The following is an 18345-nucleotide window of genomic DNA, read 5'->3' on the forward strand; positions in this document are numbered from 1 at the left end:
TAACCCCACCCCCAGGGGACTCCTGGGGAAACCCTGGAGACGAGGAGCGGACAGGAGGCCGACCCGGCAGGGGCCGGCGCGGGTGGGGACGGGTCGGCGCGGGCCGGGACGGGCCGACGGAGCACCACGGGGCCGTGTTCACACCGTGAGACGTGAACACGTCACCGAGGGCCGAGGAATGGTCGACGTGTGACGGGCTGCTTACGCTCTCTTTAGCAGGCCCTAGACTCCCGTCCGTACAGATCGTCGAACATGGCGCGTCACAGAGTGCGCGACGGCGCACGACGGGGCGCAACGAGGTCAGGGAGCGAGGGACCGACGTGCCGGAACCGACCGGTGTCACGGCGACCGGGACCGTCGTCGCGGCGGACTACTTCCAGTCCTACTCGGTCGTCGGGCTGCTCGCCGTCGTGGGCGTGCTGTTCGTCGCCGTCGCCTTCGGGGCGGGCCGCCTGCTGCGGCCCGTGGTACCGACCCCCGAGAAACTGCTGACGTACGAGTGCGGCGTCGACCCCGTCGGCGAGGGCTGGGCCCACACCCAGGTCCGCTACTACGTGTACGCCTTCCTCTACGTCATCTTCGCCGTCGACTCGATCTTCCTCTTCCCCTGGGCCACGGTCTTCGCCGCTCCCGGCTACGGCGCCGCGACGCTCGTCGAGATGTTCATCTTCCTCGGCTTCCTGGCCGTGGGCCTGCTGTACGCATACAAGAAGGGCGTCCTGACATGGACGTGACCCCCTCCGCCCCGGAGCAGCCGACGCCGGTGCCGCTGCCCGAGCCGAAGCGGCTCGGCGTGCTCGCCCGCCTCGCCCCCGAGCCCATGAAGGTGGTCCTGAACTGGGGCCGCCGCTATTCGCTCTGGGTCTTCAACTTCGGCCTCGCCTGCTGCGCGATCGAGTTCATCGCCGCGTCGATGGCCCGCCACGACTTCATCCGCCTCGGCGTGATCCCGTTCGCGCCGGGGCCCCGCCAGGCCGACCTGATGGTGGTGTCGGGCACGGTCACGGACAAGATGGCGCCCGCCGTCAAGCGCCTGTACGAGCAGATGCCCGAGCCGAAGTACGTCATCTCCTTCGGTGCCTGCTCCAACTGCGGCGGCCCTTACTGGGACTCCTACTCCGTCACCAAGGGCGTCGACCAGATCATCCCCGTCGACGTCTACGTCCCCGGGTGCCCGCCCCGCCCCGAGGCCCTGCTCCAGGGCATCCTCAAGCTCCAGGAGAAGATCGCCCGGGAGTCGCTGGGGGAGCGGTACGGGTCCGACGCGCCGCGCCCGTCGGCCGCGGCGCTCCAGAGCGGCCTGGTGAAGCCGCCGGCCCCCGCGGCGACGACCGCTCCGGGGACGGATCCGGCCATCCCCGGTGAGGAGGACCGATGACCGTCGGCTGGCTTCCCGGCCCCGCCGAGGAACTCTTCGGCCCCGACGCCACGGCCGAGGAGTCCTACGAGGTCCTGACGGTCGACGTACCGCCGGCCTCCTGGACCGCGGCCCTGGAGACGGCCCGCTCCACCCTGGGCTGCACCTACTTCGACTGGCTGAGCGCCGTCGACGAGCCCGGCACGGGCTTCCGCGTCTCGGCCCACGTCGTGGCCCTGTCCCCGGTGCGCCGCCTCCTCGTCCGCACGACCGTCCCGCACACGGCCCCGGCCCTGGAGTCGGCGGTCTCCGTCTACGCGGGCGCCGCCTGGCACGAGCGCGAGACCCACGAGATGTTCGGGGTGACCTTCGAGGGCCACCCCGGCCTCGACCCCCTGCTCCTGCCGGAGGGCTTCGAGGGCCACCCCCTCCGCAAGGACTTCGTCCTGGCCGCCCGCGTCGCCAAGGCCTGGCCGGGCGCGAAGGAGCCCGGCGAGTCCGAGCACGGCGGCCCCAAGCGCCGTCAGATGCTGCCGCCCGGCGTCCCCGACCCCAACGAGTGGGGCCCTCTCAAGGGCCAGCTCCCCCCGGCTCCGGCCCGCCCGGCCCGTGGCGCGGCCCGCCCCGCCGGCGAGCGCCCGGTCCGCAGGGCCCGTACGGCGGGCGAGGGCTCGGCGAGCCAGACACCGGCCCCCGCCGCGGCGGCGGGCACCACGGCCCCCGCCGCGACCGCGGGCACCGGCGCCACGGGAGCGGACGCCGCGTCCGCCGCGGCGGGTGCCGCCCCCGGCACCGAGGCCGCGCGTCCCGCACGCCGGTCCCGCAGCGCGAGCCAGGGCTCCGCCAGCCAGCGGGACCGGCAGGCGACCCCTCCGGCCCCGACGCCCGCCTCACCGACGGCGGCCGGGAACGAGCAGGCGGCCGCGCCGGAAGCAGCCGTCCCGAACGAGCCGGTGGCCACGACGGAACCGGTGGCCGCGACGGAACCGACGGCCTCCTCCGGACCGACCGCTCCGGCGAGTGCCTCACGGGCAGCCGAGCCCGACGCGGCGACGAGGCCCGCCAGGAGACCCGCCCCGTCGCGCGGCTCGGACGCACCGTGGCACCAGCCGAAGCCCGCGTTCGACGACTCGGAACCGAAGCCCGACCGGGCGCCGGAACCGAAGCCGGAGACGCCCCCGGCGCCGGCCCAGTCCCCTGCGCCGGAGCCCGAGACGGAGACCGACCGGACCCCTGCGCCGGAGCCCGAGCCGGAGTCCCGGCCGAAGGCGAAGTCCGAGTCCGACCCGGAGCCCGGGGCAGGGACCGCCCGGACCCCCGGGACGGAGTCCGAGCCCGAGCCGCAGACGAAGGCTGAGCCCCAGCCCCAGCCCCAGCCGGAGTCCACGCCCGCTGCGGGCGAGGACTCCGAGCCCGACCCCAACCCCGACGACCCCTCCGGAGGCGCGCAGTGAACGACGCTCTCGACGTCGCCCTACGCCTCCTCGTCGTCTTCGTCGTGTTCCTGACGTTCCCCCTGATCGTCGGTCAGACCGAGCACAAGGTGATGGCCCACATGCAGGGCCGCCTCGGCCCGATGTACGCGGGCGGCTTCCACGGCTGGGCCCAGCTCGTCGCGGACGGCGTGAAGTTCGCGCAGAAGGAGGACGTCGTCCCCGCGGGCGCGGACCGGCGCATCTTCCAGCTCGCTCCCGCGGTGGCCCTCCTCCCGTACCTCCTGGTCCTCCTCGCCATCCCGATCGGCCCGGGTGAGGGCGCGGTCGGCGAGGTCGTCGACGCGGGGATCTTCTTCGTCCTCGCCGTCATGGGCGTGGGCGTCCTCGGCTCGCTCATGGCGGGTTGGGCGTCGGCCAACAAGTTCTCCCTCCTCGGCGGCCTGCGCACCGCCGCCCAGCTCCTCGCGTACGAGCTCCCCATGCTCCTGACCGCGGCCTCGGTCGCGATGGCGGCGGGCACGGTCTCGCTCCCCGGCATCGTGGACGCCTTCCGGTGGTGGTGGCTGCCCTGGCAGATCGTCGGCGCGATCGTGTTCTTCGTCGCCGGCCTCGCCGAACTCCAGCGGCCCCCCTTCGACATGCCCGTCGCCGACTCCGAGATCATCTTCGGCGCGTACACCGAGTACACGGGCCTGCGCTTCGCCCTGTTCCTGCTCGCCGAGTACGCCGGCATCGTCGTCCTGTGCGGCCTGACCACCGTCCTCTTCCTGGGCGGCTGGCACGGTCCCTGGGGCGCCGACGGCCTCGGCTGGGTCTGGACCCTCCTGAAGGCCGCGATCCTCGCCTTCGTCGTCATCTGGCTCCGCGTCACCTACCCCCGCCTGCGCGAGGACCAGCTCCAGAAACTCTCCTGGACCCTCCTCGTCCCCCTGTCCCTCGCCCAGATCGCCCTCACCGGCATCGTCAAGGTGGTGATCGCGTAACCATGGCCCCCATTCCTGGCTCCGGCCTCGCCAAGGGCCTGGCCGTCACCCTCCGCACGATGACGAAGAAGACCGTCACCGCGCAGTACCCGGACGTCCAGCCCGAGCTCCCGCCCCGCACCCGTGGTGTCATCGCCCTCTTCGAGGAGAACTGCACGGTCTGCATGCTGTGCGCCCGCGAGTGCCCGGACTGGTGCATCTACATCGACTCCCACAAGGAGACGGTCCCGCCCGCCGCCCCGGGCGGCCGCGAGCGCAGCCGCAACGTCCTCGACCGCTTCGCCATCGACTTCTCCCTGTGCATGTACTGCGGTATCTGCATCGAGGTCTGTCCTTTCGACGCGCTGTTCTGGACCCCGGAGTTCGAGTACGCGGAGACCGACATCCACGAACTCACCCACGAGCGCGACAAGCTCCGCGAGTGGATGTGGACCGTCCCGCCCCCGCCCGCCCTGGACCCCGGCGCCGAGGAGCCCAAGGAGATCGCGGCCGCACGCAAGACCGCCGACAAACTGGCGGCCGAGCAGGCGGCCGAGGCCGAGCGAGCGGCCCAGGCGCCGCGGGCCGAGGAAGCCGGGCAGCCGGACTCTCCGGCCGCACCCCCCTCCGGCCCGCAGGAGGGACGGTCGTGACCTTCGCAGCAGCCACGGCCGCGTCCACGGCGGCCCGCGCGGCCACCACCGTCGCCGCCGGACACCACGGCTTCCTCTCCCCGACCGGCGTCGAGATCGCCTTCCTCCTCGTCGGCCTGCTCACCTTCGGCGCCGCGGTCGTCACCGTCACCACCAAGCAGCTGGTGCACGCCGCCCTGTGGCTGGTGGTCGCCCTCGGCGGCCTCGCCGTCGAGTACCTCCTGCTGACGGCCGAGTTCATCGCCTGGGTACAGGTCCTCATCTACGTCGGTTCCGTCGTCGTCCTCCTCCTGTTCGGCCTGATGCTCACCAAGGCCCCGATCGGCCGCTCCCCGGACGCCGACTCCGGGAACCGCTGGGCCGCCCTGACCGTGGCCGTCGCCTCGGCCGGCGCCCTGGTCTGGGTCGTCGTCGACGCCTTCCGCACGACCTGGGTCGACCTGGACGGTGCCCCCGCCGGTTCCACCGAGGTGACCGGGGCGAGCCTCTTCCAGAACTGGGTCCTTCCCTTCGAAGCGCTCTCCGTCCTCCTCCTCGCCGCCCTGGTCGGCGCGATCGTCCTCTCCCGCAAGGCACAGGCGGACACCGCCGCGGCGGCCGCCACCCCGCGCGTCCCCGGAAGCCGTGACGGCGAGCGGGACGAGGAAGGTGTCCGCTGATGCACCTCGCCTATCCCGCCGTGCTCGCCGCCCTCCTGTTCTGCACGGGCCTGTACGGAGTCCTGGCGCGCCGCAACGCGATCCTGGTCCTGATGTCGGTCGAGCTGATGCTCAACGCCGTCAACCTGAACCTCGTCGCCTTCGACGTCTGGCTCTCCAGGGCCGCCCGCGACACCCTGCACTCCGGCCAGGCCCTGACCCTGTTCACCATCGCCATCGCCGCCGCCGAGATCGGCATCGGCCTGGCGATCGTCCTTGCCGTGTACCGCAACCGCGGCACCTCGGACATCGACAAGCTCCGCGACACCGCCGAGGGCCACGGCCCCGACGACCCCGACGCCCCCGCGGCCGAGAAGGCTGAGGCCGCCGCGTGACCACGACCACCCTCGCCTTCCTCGTTCCCCTCCTTCCGTTCCTCGGCGCCGCCGCCGGACTCCTCCTCGGCCGTACGGCCCCGGGCTTCGTCCGCCCGCTCGCCGTCCTGCCGGCCCTCGCCTCGCTCGCCCTCGCCGTGACGGTCGCGGTACGCCAGGGCGGCGGCCAGGCCATCGACTCGCACACCGAACTCACGCCGACCGGCTCGGTCCCCATCGAACTGGGCCTGCACATCGACGGCTTCGCCGCCCTCGTCGCCGTACTCGTCGGCGTCGTCGCCACCTGCGTGCAGATCTACTCGACGGGCTACCTGCACGACGACCCGCGCTACCCCTCGTACGCCGCCCTCGTCTCCCTGTTCACCTCCGCGATGCTGCTCGTCGTCTACTCCGGCGACCTGATGGTGCTCCTGGTCGGCTGGGAGATCATGGGCATCTGTTCGTACTTCCTGGTCGGCCACTACTGGGAGACCCCGGAGGCCCGCGCCGCCTCGCTCAAGGCCTTCCTGGTCACCAAGCTCGGCGACGTCCCCTTCCTCATCGGTCTGTTCGCGCTGGCCACCGACGCCGGCTCCTTCCGGATCACCACGGTCCTCGGCACCGTCGCGAGCGGCGGGCTGCACCACCCGACCGTCGTCGCCCTGCTGCTCCTCGCGGGCGTGGCGGGCAAGTCGGCGCTGTTCCCGCTGCACACCTGGCTGCCCGACGCGATGGCGGGCCCCACACCCGTCTCCGCGCTGATCCACGCCGCGACGATGGTCGCCGCCGGCATCTACTTCGTCGCCCGGCTCCTCCCCGTCTTCCAGGCCTCCGCGGCCGCGATGGTCGTCCTCGCCGTCATGGCCGGTGTCACGATGGTCGGTTCGGGACTCGCGGCGCTCGCCCAGGACGACATCAAGCGGGTCCTCGCCTACTCGACGATCGGCCAGCTCGGCTACATGGCCGGTGCCCTCGCCGTCGGCGACCGCGGTGCCGCCGTCTTCCACCTCCTCGCGCACGGCGCCTTCAAGGCGCTGCTGTTCCTCGCCGCAGGCGTGATCATCCACGCCTCCGGCACCAACTCGCTGGCCGTCATGTCCCGGATGAAGGACCTGCGCACCCGGGTTCCCGACGCCTTCTGGACGATGACCGTGGCGCTGCTCGCACTCGCCGCGATCCCTCCCTTCAGCGGCTTCTTCTCCAAGGAGGCCGTCCTCGGCGCCGCCGAGCACGTCGCCGCCGGCCACACCGAGCACGCCCCCGGCGCCGCGGGCTGGATCGTCCTGATCACCGGTCTGGTCACCGCCGTCCTCACCGCCGCGTACGCCACCAGGCTGTGGCTGCTGGCCTTCCGCGGTCATGGAGCCGAGGCACCCGACCACGGCAGGCAGCCGCTCAGCATGACGGCCGTGCTCTGGGTGCTCGCCGTCCCCTCGCTCGCCTTCGGCCTGGCGTTCGGCCCGCTGCCCGACTGGTTCGACGGCCGCGACCTGACGCCGGTCCTCACCACCTCGGTGCTCGGCACGGGACTCGCCCTGGTCGGCGGGATCGTCACCTACGGGGCCTGGCGGCACACCACCGCCCTGGCGCTCCGCGTCCCCCTGGGGGCGGTCGCGGCCCACCCGGACGCCGATGCCGGACAGGTCGAGGCCGAGGCCATCGCCGCGCACGAACCCGCCTTCGGGGACGTCGCCCGGGCTCCCGACCCGGCGGACCCGGGCCGGCTGCTGCTCGGTCCGCTGCACCGCCACGCGGCCGTCGGCTTCCACCTCGACGCCGTGTACTCCGCGTTGTTCGTCCGCCCGGTCCGGGCCGGAGCCTCGCTCGTCCGGTTCCTCGACCGGGAGGTCGTCGACACCTACGTACGCGGCGCGGGCGCCCTACCCCGCTGGCTCGGCACCGCCGTACGGCGGGCGCAGACCGGCAATGTGCAGACCTATGTGAGCGCGCTGCTCGCCGGCACCGTCGTCCTGGTGGTCGCCGCCCTCCTCGTCGCCACGGGAGCGTGAGCAGGCGTGATCGATATCAGTGAATCCGTGATGCAGATTCTTCTCGCGTTGATCGTCGTCGGCCCGCTCATCGGGGCCGCCGCCGCCCTTCTCCCGGCCCCGCCGGGACTGAAGGGGAAGTCGCCCGAACAGGCGGTGCTGCGGCACGGCGTGACCGTCACGGGCGTGGTGCTCATCGCCGCGATCGTCCTCGCGCTCGGCTTCGACCACGACCACCCGTCGAAGATGCAGGCCACGACGGACATCAGCTGGATCCCCGCACTCGACGTGCGGATCCACCTCGGCGTCGACGGCATTTCCCTCCCCCTTCTGGTCCTGACCGCGCTGCTGACCTTCCTCTGCGCGCTGTACTCCTACTTCAAGATGCCTTCGGGTCCGACCCCGAAGGCGTTCGTCGCACTGCTGCTCGTCCTCGAGTCCGGCACGCTCGCGACCTTCGCCGTCCTCGATCTGCTGCTGTTCTTCCTCGCGTTCGAGACGGTGCTCGTCCCGATGTACTTCCTCATCGCACGGTGGGGAGGCGCCCAGCGCCAGGCCGCGGCCTGGAAGTTCATCCTCTTCACCCTGCTCGGTTCCGTGGTCATGCTGCTGGGCCTGCTCCTGATCGGAATCAAGGCGGGCACATTCGACATGGTGGCACTCGCCACTGACAACGGCCGGTCGCTGAGCACATCCGTGCAGGTCACCGCCGTTCTGGCGATCGGGATCGGGCTCGCGGTCAAGACGCCGATGTGGCCGCTGCACAGCTGGCTGCCCGACGCCCACACCGCCGCCCCGACCGTCGGCTCGGTCCTGCTGGCGGGCGTCATGCTGAAGATGGGCACGTACGGGTTCGTCCGGATCCTGCTGCCCGTCACACCCGACGGCTTCCGCACCTTCGCCCCCTACCTCGCCGCCTTCGCCGTGGTCGGGATCATCTACGGCTCCCTGGCCTGCCTGGCCCTCGCCAGACAGGGCGCGAAGGGCGACCTCAAGCGGCTCATCGCCTACTCCTCCGTCGGCCACATGGGCTTCGTCCTGCTCGGCATCTCGACGATGGACGCGACCGGCGTGAACGGCGCGCTGTTCGCCAACATCGCCCACGGCCTCATCACCGGCCTCCTCTTCTTCCTCGTCGGAGCGCTGAAGGACCGCACGGGCACCACCGACCTCGACACCCTCGCCGAGGAGTCCGGAGCCGCGCTGTACGGCAAGGCACCGCACCTCGGTGGCCTGCTGGCGTTCGCCGCCGTCGCCTCGCTCGGGCTGCCCGGCCTCGCCGGGTTCTGGGGCGAGATGCTGGCCATGTTCGGCGCGTTCGAGCCCGCCGCCGGCCTCAGCCGTCCCGCCTATCTGACGTTCATGACGATCGCCGCCTTCGGCACGCTGCTCACCGCCGCGTACATGCTCATCGTCGTACGCCGCGTCTGCATGGGCGCGGCCCCCCGGGAGACGCCGGAACTCCTCGACGTCCAGACCTACGAGTTCGCCGCCTGGACGCCGCTCGTCGCCCTCACCGTCGTCGCCGGTCTGTGGCCCCGGGCCCTGCTCGGCCTGACCGACCCGGCCGTACAGCAGCTCCTCGCAGGAGGCACCCGATGAGTTCCCTGGTCCAGTCCGTCGACTGGCTCGCCATCGCGCCGCCCACCCTCGCGGCGGTCGTCGGACTCGTCGTGCTCGTCGCCGATCTCTTCATCGGCGACGCGCGCAAAGCCGTACTCGGCTGGACGTCCGTGGCGGGTCTCGCCGCGTCCGCGCTGTTGCTGCTGCCCCTCCGCGCCGGCGACCGGGCCACGTTCTGCCTGACCGGCGCCACCGACACCTGCAGTTACGTGGCGGACGGCTTCACCCTGGTCGTCCAGCTCCTGGTGCTCGGCGGCGCGCTCCTCGTCGCCCTGCTGTCGGTCACCGCCCTGAAGGACGCCGACCGGGAACTCCCCGAGGGGGAGTACTGGTTCCTGCTGCTCTCCTCCGCCGCGGGCGCCGCCCTCCTGCCCGCCTCCCGTGACCTCGCGACCCTCATCGTCGCCCTGGAGGTCGCCTCGCTGCCCGCCTTCGCGCTCGTCGGCATCAGACGCGGCGACAAGAAGTCCTCGGAAGCGGCCCTGAAGTTCTTCCTGTCCTCCGTCACCGCGACCGCGGTCAGCCTCATGGGCGTCAGCTTCGTCTACGCGACGACAGGCACCCTGTACCTCACCCGGATCGCGGACGGGATCCAGCACGTCGACGGACAGTTCCACACCCTCGCCCAGACGGGCGTCGTCCTCACCCTCGTCGGCTTCGCCTTCAAGACGGCCGCCGTGCCCTTCCACTTCTGGGTGCCCGACACCTACGTGGGGGCACCCCTGCCGATCGCCGCCTACCTGTCGGTCGTCGGCAAGGCGGTCGGATTCTCCGGACTCGTCCTCGTCACCGTCGTCGCCTTCCCCTCGTACGCGGACGTCTGGGGCCCGGCGCTGGCGGCCCTGGCAGCCCTCACCATGACGGTCGGGAACGTCGGCGCCCTGCGACAGCGGTCCACGCGCGCGTACAGCGCGGTGCGGCTGCTCGCCTGGTCCTCCGTCGGCCAGGCCGGCTACCTCCTGGTCCCGATCGCGGCCGCCGCCTACTCCGAGGACGCCCAGCAGGCCATCGGCTCCACGCTCGCGTACGCCCTCATGTACGCCGCCGTGAACCTCGGCGCCTTCGCCGTGGCCGCCCTGGTGGCCCGCCGCAGCCCCCTGAACCGCATCAGCGACTACCGCGGCCTGTACGCCGAGAGCCCCCTGTCCGCACTGGTCCTCGGCTTCTTCCTGCTCTGCCTGGCCGGCCTGCCGCCGGGCGTCATCGGCCTCTTCGCCAAGGTGACCGTCTTCTCGGCGGCCGTCGACGCGGGGCTCGGCTGGCTGGCCGTCGTCATGGCCGTCAACGTGGTGATCGCGCTCTTCTACTACCTCCAGTGGACGGCGCTGCTCTTCCGCTCTCCCGAAGGCGAACCGGGCACGCACCGCGCACCGGCTCCGCTCACCGCGGCCATCGTCCTGACGGCCGTCCTGGGCGTCGTGCTGTCCGGGGCTCCCCAGCTGATCCTCCGCTTCTCGGAGACCGTCCTCTTCTGAAACCGAAGCACCACCCCCGGGGGGCTCTTCAAGGGCACGCGCGCGTGGACGGCCGTCCGAATCACCCGGACGGCCCACGCGTCAGGCAGTGCGCACAAGGGAACTAGTGCTTCCCGTCTGGCGTTGACCAGTACGGGAGGGTCCACTGAAGAGTGGAAGCAGAGCATCAGCAAGCAAAGGGTTCCCCCGCCGCACGACTTGGAGGGCGTACCGTGCACCGCCGGCACAACGGGCTCAGGACAGCCGTACTTCTCGGGGGACTGTCCGCACTCATCATCGTCATCGGCAGTTTCTTCGGGCGCACAGGCCTGATCGTCGCCCTGTTCATCGCGGTCGGCACGAACGCGTACGCGTACTGGAACAGCGACAAACTGGCTCTACGCGCGATGCGCGCCCGCCCGGTGAGCGAGTTCGAGGCCCCCGCCCTCTACCGCATGGTCCGTGATCTCTCGACCCAGGCCCGCCAGCCCATGCCGCGCCTGTACATCTCACCGACGGAGGCGCCGAACGCCTTCGCGACGGGCCGCAACCCGCGCAACGCGGCCGTGTGCTGCACCGAGGGGATCCTGCGCATCCTGGACGAGCGCGAGTTGCGCGGTGTCATCGGCCACGAACTCAGTCACGTCTACAACCGGGACATCCTCATCTCGTCCGTGGCCGGCGCCCTGGCTTCCGTGATCATGTTCCTGGTCAACTTCGCCTGGCTGATCCCCGTCGGCCGGTCCAACGACGACGACGGTCCCGGCATCCTCGGACTGCTCCTGGTCATGATCCTGGGCCCGATCGCCGCTTCCCTCATCCAGCTCGCCATCAGCCGCTCCAGGGAGTACGAGGCGGACGCCTCCGGCGCCCAGCTCACCGGCGACCCCCTCGCCCTTGCGAGCGCGCTGCGCAAACTCGACGCGGGCACGAAGCAGCTGCCGCTGCCTCCCGAGCCGCGCATCGAGACCGCGAGCCACATGATGATCGCGAACCCATTCCGTCCGGGACAGGGAATGTCGAAGATGTTCTCCACGCATCCGCCGATGGCGGAGCGCATCGCCCGGCTCGAGCAGATGGCAGGCCGTCAGCAATGAAGACAATCCTGAACGTCATTTGGCTCGTCCTGAGCGGCTTCTGGCTGTTCCTCGGGTACCTCGCCGCAGGCATCATCCTCTGCATCACCATCATCGGAATCCCGTTCGGCATCGCGTCGTTCCGCATCGGTATCTACGCGCTGTGGCCGTTCGGCTATACGACGGTGGAGCGTCACGACGCCGGAGCGCCGTCCTGCGTCGGCAACGTCCTGTGGCTGGTCCTCGCGGGCTGGTGGCTCGCCCTGGCGCACATCGCCACGGGCATCGCCATGTGCATCACGATCATCGGCATTCCCTTCGGCATCGCCAACTTCAAGCTCATCCCGATCTCGCTGTTCCCGCTGGGACGCGAAATCGTGCGCACGGACGAGCCGTTCGCCGGGCGTTAGCCGAACGGGCCCCTTCCTCGCGCTCCTTGCCGGTACGGGGTCCATCCCGTTCCGGCGAGGGTTTTCCACAGGCTGCCCGATTGTCAGCGGCGCGCTGCATCATGAATCCATGACCGAGACCGAGCAATTGCTGGCACGGGTCGCCACGGAGGCCCGCAACACCCGTCCATGGGGCTGGTCCTCGCTTCCCGCGCCCGTGGACCCGGCGGAGGTCACCCGCGCCGAGGCCACCCTCGGCTTCCCTCTGCCCGCGCTGCTCACCTCGCTCTACCTGCGGATAGGGGACGGTGGATTCGGTCCGGAATACGGCCTGTTGCCCTTGCTGGACGGCCCGCCGTCGGGCGAGCCGGCGGCCGTTCCGCAGTACCTCGCCAGCCGCCGGAGCGGTCGCAAGGACCCCGACTGGCCATGGCCCGAGGGCGTCCTGCCGATATCCCACTGGGGCTGCGGAATGTACGCGTGCGTGGACTGCCAGAGTCCCGACGGCACGGTCCTGCTCTTCGATCCGAACGCCGACCACGCGGACCACGCCTGGTACGTGGACGCCCCCGACCTCGCGACCTGGCTGCGCGCCTGGCTGGAGGGAACGGGCTGGTACGAGGAGTCCAACGACGGCGGGGACCTGCCCCCTTGGCCCGACTTCCGCATACGTACGACGACGCCCCGGGCTTCCTGACCCGCTGAACGCCCGAACACGCCCAGGGCGGCGGCCCCCGCCTCGCAGTGTTCGGAGTCCGGCACCGAGACCGAGCGCCGATCCACGGGGGATCTCGGGGCAGCCCTCAGCGAGAGGCCGCCCGCAGCCGTACGCCGTACGCCGCCGCCCCCACCGCGAGGACGGCCGCGCCCACGGCCACCGAGACGCCCGGCAGGGCACAGGCGAGCGTCACACAGCCGAGGAGTCCCAGCACCGGCACGACCCGCGACGCCGGGGCCGGACTCAGCGTCCAGGCGGAGGCGTTGGCGATCGCGTAGTACGCCAGCACACCGAAGGAGGAGAAGCCGATCGCGCCGCGCACGTCCACGGTCGCGGCCAGCGCGGCGACCACCACGCCCACGGCCAGTTCCGCCCGGTGCGGGACCTGGAAGCGGGGATGCACGGCGGCCAGGGCGCCCGGCAGATGACGGTCACGGGCCATGGCCAGCGTGGTCCGCGAGACACCCAGGATCAGGGCGAGAAGAGAGCCGAGCGAGGCCACCGCGGCCCCCACCCGCACGACGGGCACGAGCCCCGGCAGCCCGGCCGCCCGCACGGCGTCCGCCAGTGGAGCCGGGGCGAGCCCCAGACCCTCCGATCCGAGCACCGAGAGGACAGCGACGGCGACCGCCGCGTACACCGTGAGCGCGATGCCCAGAGCCAACGGGATCGCGCGCGGAATGGTGCGCGCGGGATCGCGTACCTCCTCGCCGAGCGTCGCGATCCGCGCGTATCCCGCGAACGCGAAGAAGAGCAGACCGGCCGCCTGGAGCACCCCGACCGCGCCGGACGACAGTCCGATGCCCAGCCGCCCGGCACCGGATGCGTCGGACCCGAGACACCCCACCACCACGGAAGCGAGGACCGCCAGGACCACCGCCACGATCACCCGCGTCAGCCAGGCCGACCTCTGGACGCCGCCGTAGTTCACGGCGGTCAGGGCGACCACCGCGGCGACGGCCACCGCGTGCCCGTGCGAGGGCCAGACGTACGCGCCCACGGTGAGCGCCATGGCCGCGCAGGAGGCCGTCTTGCCGACGATGAACGACCAGCCCGCCAGATACCCCCAGAAGGCTCCCAGCCGCTCGCGCCCGTAGACGTAGGTGCCGCCGGAAGCGGGATACAGGGCGGCGAGCCGGGCCGAGGACGTCGCGTTGCAGTAGGCGACGACCGCGGCGACCGCGAGTCCGAGCAGGAGCCCGGATCCGGCCGCCCGCGCGGCGGGACCGAGCGCGGCGAAGATGCCGGCGCCGATCATCGAGCCGAGCCCGATGACCACGGCGTCACCGACTCCCAGCGTGCGGCGCAACTCGGGACTGGACAGCGTCATGTGCCGCACCCTACTGATCGCCGCAACCGGCTGGAGCCACGGCGACGTCCTGTTCATCGGCACGGTGTCGACACGTCATCGGCGGACGTGACCCGTGCCGGACACGGACAGCGCGCGCACGGCCCGCCCGGACCGAAGTCACAGGACCGGGACAGCGTGAGCGCAGGACGGAAGGGCAGGCTCAGGACATGGGCATCATCAGCTGGATCATTCTGGGACTGCTGGCCGGCGCCATCGCCAAGTTCCTGCTCCCGGGGCGTGACCCGGGAGGCTTCGTCGGGACGACCGTCATCGGTGTCGTGGGCGCGTTCGTCGGCGGCTGGATATCGGCCCGCTGGCTGGACCACCCCGTCAGCAAGCACTTCTACGACGGCGCCACCTGGGTCGCCGCCATCGGCGGCTCGCTCGTGCTGCTGATCCTCTACCGCATCCTGTTCGGCGACTCGCGCCGTTGAGCCCACGACGCCGGGGCCGCGGCCGGCGGACGAGAAGGGCGGACACCCCGGGTGCCCGCCCTTCCTCAAGCCGCCTGCCGCTCCCGCGGCCGCTTCACGCCGCCTGCCGGGCGTTCTACCGGTAGTTCACGAACTGCAGGGCGAAGTCGAAGTCCTTGCCCTTGAGGAGGGCCTGAACGGCCTGCAGGTCGTCACGGCTCTTCGAGCTGACACGCAGCTCGTCGCCCTGCACCTGGGCCTTCACGCCCTTGGGGCCCTCGTCGCGAATGATCTTCGCCACCTTCTTGGCGTTCTCCTGGGAGATGCCCTCCTCGATCGTCGCGAAGATCTTGTACTCCTTGCCGGAGAGCTGGGGCTCACCGGCGTCCAGCGACTTCAGCGAGATGCCGCGCTTGATCAGCTTGGTCTCGAACACATCGAGGATGGCCTTCACCCGCTCCTCGGAGTTCGCCTCCATGAGGATCTTCTCGCCGGACCAGGAGATGGAGGCGCCGACGTTCTTGAAGTCGTAGCGCTGAGAGATCTCCTTGGCGGCCTGGTTGAGGGCGTTGTCGACCTCCTGCCGCTCGACCTTCGAGACGATGTCGAAACTGGAGTCGGCCATGTCCTGTGGCTCCTTGTATCGGGGTGCGTAGGGGCGGCCGTCGAGCCCGGCGTAGGCCTCCGGCCGCATCCGCATAAGCCTAGCCACCCCCCTCCCTCCAAGCGTCGATCAATTGGGTGGCGAAGCATCCCCGAGCATCAGGTATCGTTTACGTCGTTGCCAGGGAGCACCGCGAAAGCGAGGCTCAGAGGCAGCAAACCCGGCGGTGTGCCCGAGCGGCCAAAGGGAGCAGACTGTAAATCTGCCGGCTTCGCCTTCCCAGGTTCGAATCCTGGCGCCGCCACATGAAGGTAGACCCCCTCCGATCTGCGGAAACGTAGATCGGAGGGGGTCTCTTTTTGTTCGAGCCGTCGTGGGCGGAGTGTGGGCGCGTCTCGACTCGTTCCGCCCCTGAGTCGAGCCGAGCCGGGTGGCCGGGGCGGGGCATGATCGCGACGGATAGGCTGCCGCCTCTTGCAACGGCATCCTTCCGAAGAGGTGTGAATGAAGACAGGCAGACGAACCGTCGCGGTGGCCACGCTCGTGGGGGCGCTGGGGTTCTCGGTGCTGAACGCGCCGGCCGCCCGGGCGGCGGACACCGGTGTCACCGTGTCGGACATCGTCATCAACAACGGCAAGCCGATCGTCGTCGGCACGTCGAAGGAGGTGGAGCCGCCCATCAGGTTCAACATCGCGCTGCCTTCCGGGTACAGCACCGCCGATCCCTCGCGCTACACCGCGTACCCCTTCCTCTACCGCGGCAGCATCAACACGGCGGCCGACACCGGAGAGAACTTCATCCAGCCGGGTAGCTACACCTGCTACGAGATCGACTCCAAGCACGCCCGCTGCGAGGGCAACCTCTACATCGACCCGCACCCGAGCCAGGAGCACGTCGACTCCAACAGTGACGCCACGACCTGGAAGGTCGGCGTCTCGCTGCGGCTGTGGAAGGCCGACGGCGGCCTCAAGGCCGAGGAGCGGGAGACGCGGTCCACGACCGCCCAGCTCAAGCGCGCGGCCAAGGCCACCACCAACGCCTCGCCGGAGCCGGTCACCAAGGGCAGGACGATCACCGTCACGGGCACGGTGACCCGGGCCAACTGGAGCACGAAGAAGTACGACGCCTACAGCGGCCGTACGGTCAGCCTCCAGTTCCGGGCCAAGGGCGCCGACACCTTCAAGACGGTCAAGAAGGCCACCACCAGCAGCACCGGGGGCCTGAAGACCACGGTCACCGCCTCGGTCGACGGCTCCTACCGCTGGGTGTACTACGGCAACTCGACGACCGGCGCCGCCACCAGCGCGGCCGACTACGTCGACGTGCGCTGACGCCTTGGGCGCGGGGCCGGGACCTCGCCGTCCTCGGCCCCGGCCCACGGAAAACGATCCGGCGACCGGAAATTCCAGGCCGAAAATAGCTGGTTCCGAGTCGGGCGATGTCGGCAGGTTTTCTCCCGTGATCAGGGCTCCCGAATGTCCTCGCTCGTGAAAGGGTAAATTGGGAATCGCGCGGCGTCGTCCGCGCGGGTACCGAAGGAGGACCATGTTCGGGGGAATGGCGGGTTTCATCGCGGCCGGAATCGCGATCGCGATCTGCGTGGCCGGTGATCGGGCCGCGAAGAGGCGGGAGAGGGTGTTCCGGGACAGGTACGGATCCTTCGAGGGGTTCCGCGGCCAGGTCGACCCGGAACGCATCCGTGGGGTCCGCAGGCGGAGCGGCGACGTCGCGGCCATCAAGGCGGTCCGCGAGGAGCACCCCTGCGTCTCTCTCCTGACGGCGAAGCGCTACGTGGACGAACTGCCCGTCTGAGAGCGGGAGTCGCGGTCGGACGGACCTCGGACCCGGTGTCGGTATCGATGTCGGTGACGGTCCTGGTGCCGGTGACGGTCCCGGCGATCGGTTCGGCCGGTCGGCGCGACACCGGTCCGGTGGACGAGCGGTCCAAGACGGCATTCGTGTCCTGATCCCGCTGACCACGGCAGGGCGGTGCTGATTCCGGCCGGTGTTCGGCGATCGTCCTGAGCCGGTGTCTCGCGCGCGGCCGCCCCGGAATCCGGGGCGGCCGCGCGCTTTTCCGTTCCGCTCCGTTCCGCTTTGTTCCGCTCCGTTTTCGTGCGTCGAATTCGCCGTGTGGGAAACGCTCCACCCGGTGGCGGCCGGAGCAATGCGGTGAATCATTTCTCGTCGTCGGCTCGTCGGCTCGTCGGCTCGTCTGTCGACGGCGACGGACGGGAGCAGGACCCCGGGCCCGCGGGGCACACTGATCCCATGTCATCGCGTCGCAGGAACTGCCCCGAGTGCCGTCGGGAGATCGCCGTCGTCGCGGGGCGGTTCGCCCGGCACGATCCCCCTGGCGCGCGAGGGAGCGCACGGGGGAGCGGGGAACTGGTCTCGTGTTCCGGTTCACGCCGGGAGGCGTTCATCGGGGCGGCGCAGCCCACGCTGGACGGGTACGCCGTCCCCGAGTTCCCCGGCCAGCTCCCGCTCTTCTGAACCGGACCAGGGGCGGATCGAGCAGGGGCGAACCGACTACTAGTTGCCCGCCACCGACTTCACCGCGACCGAGATCGGTGTCGAGCCGCTGATGGCCTCCAGGGTCAGACCGGTCGTCGCCGGTGTGTCGACCAGTTCCGCGAGGATCGCAGCGACGTCGTCGCGGGGGATCATGCCGCGGCCGGTCGAGGCCTCCAGACGTACGAGACCGGTTCCGGCGTCGTCGATCAGGCTGCCGGGACGCAGGATCGTCCAGTCCAGACCCGCGCGACCGCGCACGTACTCGTCGGCCTCGCCCTTGGCGCGCAGGTACGCGTCGAAGACGTCGTCGCCCGGGTGGGCCGGGTCCGCGCCCATGGAGGAGACGACCACGTGCCGGCGTACGCCCGCGCGCTCGGCCGCGTCCGCGAACAGGATCGCGGCGCCCTTGTCCACCGTCTGCTTGCGGTCCGCACCGCTGCCCGGCCCCGCGCCCGCCGCGAAGACGGCCGCGTCCGCGCCCTGCAGATGCGCGGCGACCTCCTCCACCGACGCCGACTCCAGATCGCACAGGACCGGCTCGGCGCCGGCCGCCCGCAGATCGTCCCCCTGTTCGGCACGGCGGATGATCCCCGCGACCTCGTCCCCGCGCGCGGAGAGCAGCCGCTCCAGCCGCAGCGCGATCTGACCATGACCACCAGCGATGACAATGCGCATGTCTCCGACCGTACGCCCGGACGGCCGCGTTCGCGCGCAACCCTGTGGGCAACTCGTGAGTCACATGGGTGATCACTGTGAATGCGTGGGTGACCGCCGCGAGAACGCGTCGGAAC

General features: G+C 71.0%; 20 protein-coding genes and 1 tRNA gene. 18 read left to right on the forward strand and 3 right to left on the reverse strand.

Annotation, left to right across the window (positions count from 1 at the left end; translation table 11 throughout):
• Positions 1-320 precede the first annotated feature (320 nt).
• The 13 genes from ACICHK_RS23395 (at position 321) to ACICHK_RS23455 (ending at position 12647) form a co-directional block, all read left to right on the forward strand.
• Complete coding sequence (locus ACICHK_RS23395) at positions 321-734, forward strand: NADH-quinone oxidoreductase subunit A (RefSeq protein WP_151473542.1); 414 nt, start codon at positions 321-323, stop codon at positions 732-734.
• Positions 725-1378 carry an NADH-quinone oxidoreductase subunit B gene (locus ACICHK_RS23400; protein ID WP_406838427.1) on the forward strand — a complete coding sequence of 218 codons (654 nt, stop codon included), beginning with the start codon at positions 725-727 and terminating at the stop codon, positions 1376-1378. The genes ACICHK_RS23395 and ACICHK_RS23400 overlap by 10 nt, the downstream gene beginning before the upstream one ends.
• Entirely contained in the window at positions 1375-2811 is a 1437-nt protein-coding gene (locus ACICHK_RS23405; RefSeq protein WP_406838428.1) for an NADH-quinone oxidoreductase subunit C, read from the forward strand. The genes ACICHK_RS23400 and ACICHK_RS23405 overlap by 4 nt, the downstream gene beginning before the upstream one ends.
• Positions 2808-3776, forward strand: a complete 969-nt coding sequence (locus ACICHK_RS23410) for a complex I subunit 1 family protein (protein ID WP_151473539.1) — start codon at positions 2808-2810, stop codon at positions 3774-3776. Before ACICHK_RS23405 ends, ACICHK_RS23410 begins: the two co-directional genes overlap by 4 nt.
• A gap of 2 nt (positions 3777-3778) precedes the next feature.
• A complete protein-coding gene (locus ACICHK_RS23415; protein ID WP_406838429.1) occupies positions 3779-4408 on the forward strand; it encodes a NuoI/complex I 23 kDa subunit family protein in 630 nt (209 codons plus the stop codon).
• Positions 4405-5067, forward strand: a complete 663-nt coding sequence (locus ACICHK_RS23420; protein WP_406838430.1) for an NADH-quinone oxidoreductase subunit J — start codon at positions 4405-4407, stop codon at positions 5065-5067. Before ACICHK_RS23415 ends, ACICHK_RS23420 begins: the two co-directional genes overlap by 4 nt.
• The gene (nuoK, locus tag ACICHK_RS23425; protein ID WP_406838431.1) at positions 5067-5441 is read left to right on the forward strand and encodes an NADH-quinone oxidoreductase subunit NuoK; all 375 of its coding nucleotides are present in this window, start codon (positions 5067-5069) and stop codon (positions 5439-5441) included. The genes ACICHK_RS23420 and nuoK overlap by 1 nt, the downstream gene beginning before the upstream one ends.
• A complete protein-coding gene (locus ACICHK_RS23430) occupies positions 5438-7429 on the forward strand; it encodes an NADH-quinone oxidoreductase subunit L (protein WP_406838432.1) in 1992 nt (663 codons plus the stop codon). Before nuoK ends, ACICHK_RS23430 begins: the two co-directional genes overlap by 4 nt.
• A gap of 6 nt (positions 7430-7435) precedes the next feature.
• Entirely contained in the window at positions 7436-9010 is a 1575-nt protein-coding gene (locus ACICHK_RS23435; RefSeq protein WP_151473534.1) for a NuoM family protein, read from the forward strand.
• Positions 9007-10506: an NADH-quinone oxidoreductase subunit N gene (locus tag ACICHK_RS23440; protein ID WP_406838433.1), complete on the forward strand. Its 1500-nt coding sequence runs from the start codon at positions 9007-9009 to the stop codon at positions 10504-10506. Before ACICHK_RS23435 ends, ACICHK_RS23440 begins: the two co-directional genes overlap by 4 nt.
• A gap of 212 nt (positions 10507-10718) precedes the next feature.
• The gene (gene htpX / locus ACICHK_RS23445; RefSeq protein WP_406838434.1) at positions 10719-11582 is read left to right on the forward strand and encodes a zinc metalloprotease HtpX; all 864 of its coding nucleotides are present in this window, start codon (positions 10719-10721) and stop codon (positions 11580-11582) included.
• Positions 11579-11971 (forward strand): YccF domain-containing protein, encoded by a 393-nt coding sequence (locus tag ACICHK_RS23450; RefSeq protein WP_406838435.1) that lies wholly within the window; start codon positions 11579-11581, stop codon positions 11969-11971. The genes htpX and ACICHK_RS23450 overlap by 4 nt, the downstream gene beginning before the upstream one ends.
• Before the next feature lie 109 nt (positions 11972-12080).
• Positions 12081-12647, forward strand: coding sequence for an SMI1/KNR4 family protein (locus tag ACICHK_RS23455; RefSeq protein ID WP_406838436.1), 567 nt, complete (start codon positions 12081-12083; stop codon positions 12645-12647).
• A gap of 106 nt (positions 12648-12753) precedes the next feature.
• Here the strand turns inward: ACICHK_RS23455 and ACICHK_RS23460 are convergent, their stop codons facing one another.
• Positions 12754-13998 carry an APC family permease gene (locus ACICHK_RS23460; RefSeq protein ID WP_406838437.1) on the reverse strand — a complete coding sequence of 415 codons (1245 nt, stop codon included), beginning with the start codon at positions 13996-13998 and terminating at the stop codon, positions 12754-12756.
• 188 nt (positions 13999-14186) lie between these two features.
• On the opposite strand from ACICHK_RS23460, the gene ACICHK_RS23465 reads away from it, so the two are divergent.
• Complete coding sequence (locus tag ACICHK_RS23465; RefSeq protein ID WP_103554853.1) at positions 14187-14453, forward strand: GlsB/YeaQ/YmgE family stress response membrane protein; 267 nt, start codon at positions 14187-14189, stop codon at positions 14451-14453.
• Between the two features lie 115 nt (positions 14454-14568).
• Here the strand turns inward: ACICHK_RS23465 and ACICHK_RS23470 are convergent, their stop codons facing one another.
• Positions 14569-15057, reverse strand: coding sequence for a YajQ family cyclic di-GMP-binding protein (locus ACICHK_RS23470; RefSeq protein ID WP_037627493.1), 489 nt, complete (start codon positions 15055-15057; stop codon positions 14569-14571).
• A gap of 201 nt (positions 15058-15258) precedes the next feature.
• On the opposite strand from ACICHK_RS23470, the gene ACICHK_RS23475 reads away from it, so the two are divergent.
• The 4 genes from ACICHK_RS23475 to ACICHK_RS23490 all read left to right on the forward strand — a co-directional run bounded on the left by ACICHK_RS23475 (position 15259) and on the right by ACICHK_RS23490 (position 17533).
• Positions 15259-15340 (forward strand) — tRNA-Tyr (locus ACICHK_RS23475).
• A gap of 200 nt (positions 15341-15540) precedes the next feature.
• Positions 15541-16368, forward strand: coding sequence for a hypothetical protein (locus tag ACICHK_RS23480; RefSeq protein WP_406838438.1), 828 nt, complete (start codon positions 15541-15543; stop codon positions 16366-16368).
• Between the two features lie 214 nt (positions 16369-16582).
• Positions 16583-16849 carry a hypothetical protein gene (locus ACICHK_RS23485; RefSeq protein WP_406838439.1) on the forward strand — a complete coding sequence of 89 codons (267 nt, stop codon included), beginning with the start codon at positions 16583-16585 and terminating at the stop codon, positions 16847-16849.
• Between the two features lie 459 nt (positions 16850-17308).
• Positions 17309-17533 (forward strand): hypothetical protein, encoded by a 225-nt coding sequence (locus tag ACICHK_RS23490; RefSeq protein WP_151473527.1) that lies wholly within the window; start codon positions 17309-17311, stop codon positions 17531-17533.
• Between the two features lie 39 nt (positions 17534-17572).
• On the opposite strand, the gene ACICHK_RS23495 is transcribed toward ACICHK_RS23490, so the two are convergent.
• Positions 17573-18229, reverse strand: coding sequence for an SDR family oxidoreductase (locus tag ACICHK_RS23495; protein WP_151473526.1), 657 nt, complete (start codon positions 18227-18229; stop codon positions 17573-17575).
• Positions 18230-18345: the final 116 nt, after the last annotated feature.

The sequence above is a fragment of the Streptomyces sp. AHU1 genome (assembly GCF_045343905.1).
GTDB classification, from domain to species: Bacteria; Actinomycetota; Actinomycetes; order Streptomycetales; family Streptomycetaceae; genus Streptomyces; species Streptomyces triticiradicis.

Coding starts and splice junctions, on each gene's coding strand:
- ACICHK_RS23465 (WP_103554853.1), top strand. CDS start 14,187: ATGGGCATCATCAGCTGGATCATTCTGGGACTGCTGGCCGGCGCCATC.
- ACICHK_RS23495 (WP_151473526.1), bottom strand. CDS start 18,229: ATGCGCATTGTCATCGCTGGTGGTCATGGTCAGATCGCGCTGCGGCTG.
- ACICHK_RS23455 (WP_406838436.1), top strand. CDS start 12,081: ATGACCGAGACCGAGCAATTGCTGGCACGGGTCGCCACGGAGGCCCGC.
- ACICHK_RS23470 (WP_037627493.1), bottom strand. CDS start 15,057: ATGGCCGACTCCAGTTTCGACATCGTCTCGAAGGTCGAGCGGCAGGAG.
- ACICHK_RS23440 (WP_406838433.1), top strand. CDS start 9,007: ATGAGTTCCCTGGTCCAGTCCGTCGACTGGCTCGCCATCGCGCCGCCC.
- ACICHK_RS23460 (WP_406838437.1), bottom strand. CDS start 13,998: ATGACGCTGTCCAGTCCCGAGTTGCGCCGCACGCTGGGAGTCGGTGAC.
- ACICHK_RS23450 (WP_406838435.1), top strand. CDS start 11,579: ATGAAGACAATCCTGAACGTCATTTGGCTCGTCCTGAGCGGCTTCTGG.
- ACICHK_RS23490 (WP_151473527.1), top strand. CDS start 17,309: ATGTCATCGCGTCGCAGGAACTGCCCCGAGTGCCGTCGGGAGATCGCC.
- ACICHK_RS23405 (WP_406838428.1), top strand. CDS start 1,375: ATGACCGTCGGCTGGCTTCCCGGCCCCGCCGAGGAACTCTTCGGCCCC.
- ACICHK_RS23485 (WP_406838439.1), top strand. CDS start 16,583: ATGTTCGGGGGAATGGCGGGTTTCATCGCGGCCGGAATCGCGATCGCG.
- nuoK (WP_406838431.1), top strand. CDS start 5,067: ATGCACCTCGCCTATCCCGCCGTGCTCGCCGCCCTCCTGTTCTGCACG.
- ACICHK_RS23400 (WP_406838427.1), top strand. CDS start 725: ATGGACGTGACCCCCTCCGCCCCGGAGCAGCCGACGCCGGTGCCGCTG.
- ACICHK_RS23480 (WP_406838438.1), top strand. CDS start 15,541: ATGAAGACAGGCAGACGAACCGTCGCGGTGGCCACGCTCGTGGGGGCG.
- ACICHK_RS23415 (WP_406838429.1), top strand. CDS start 3,779: ATGGCCCCCATTCCTGGCTCCGGCCTCGCCAAGGGCCTGGCCGTCACC.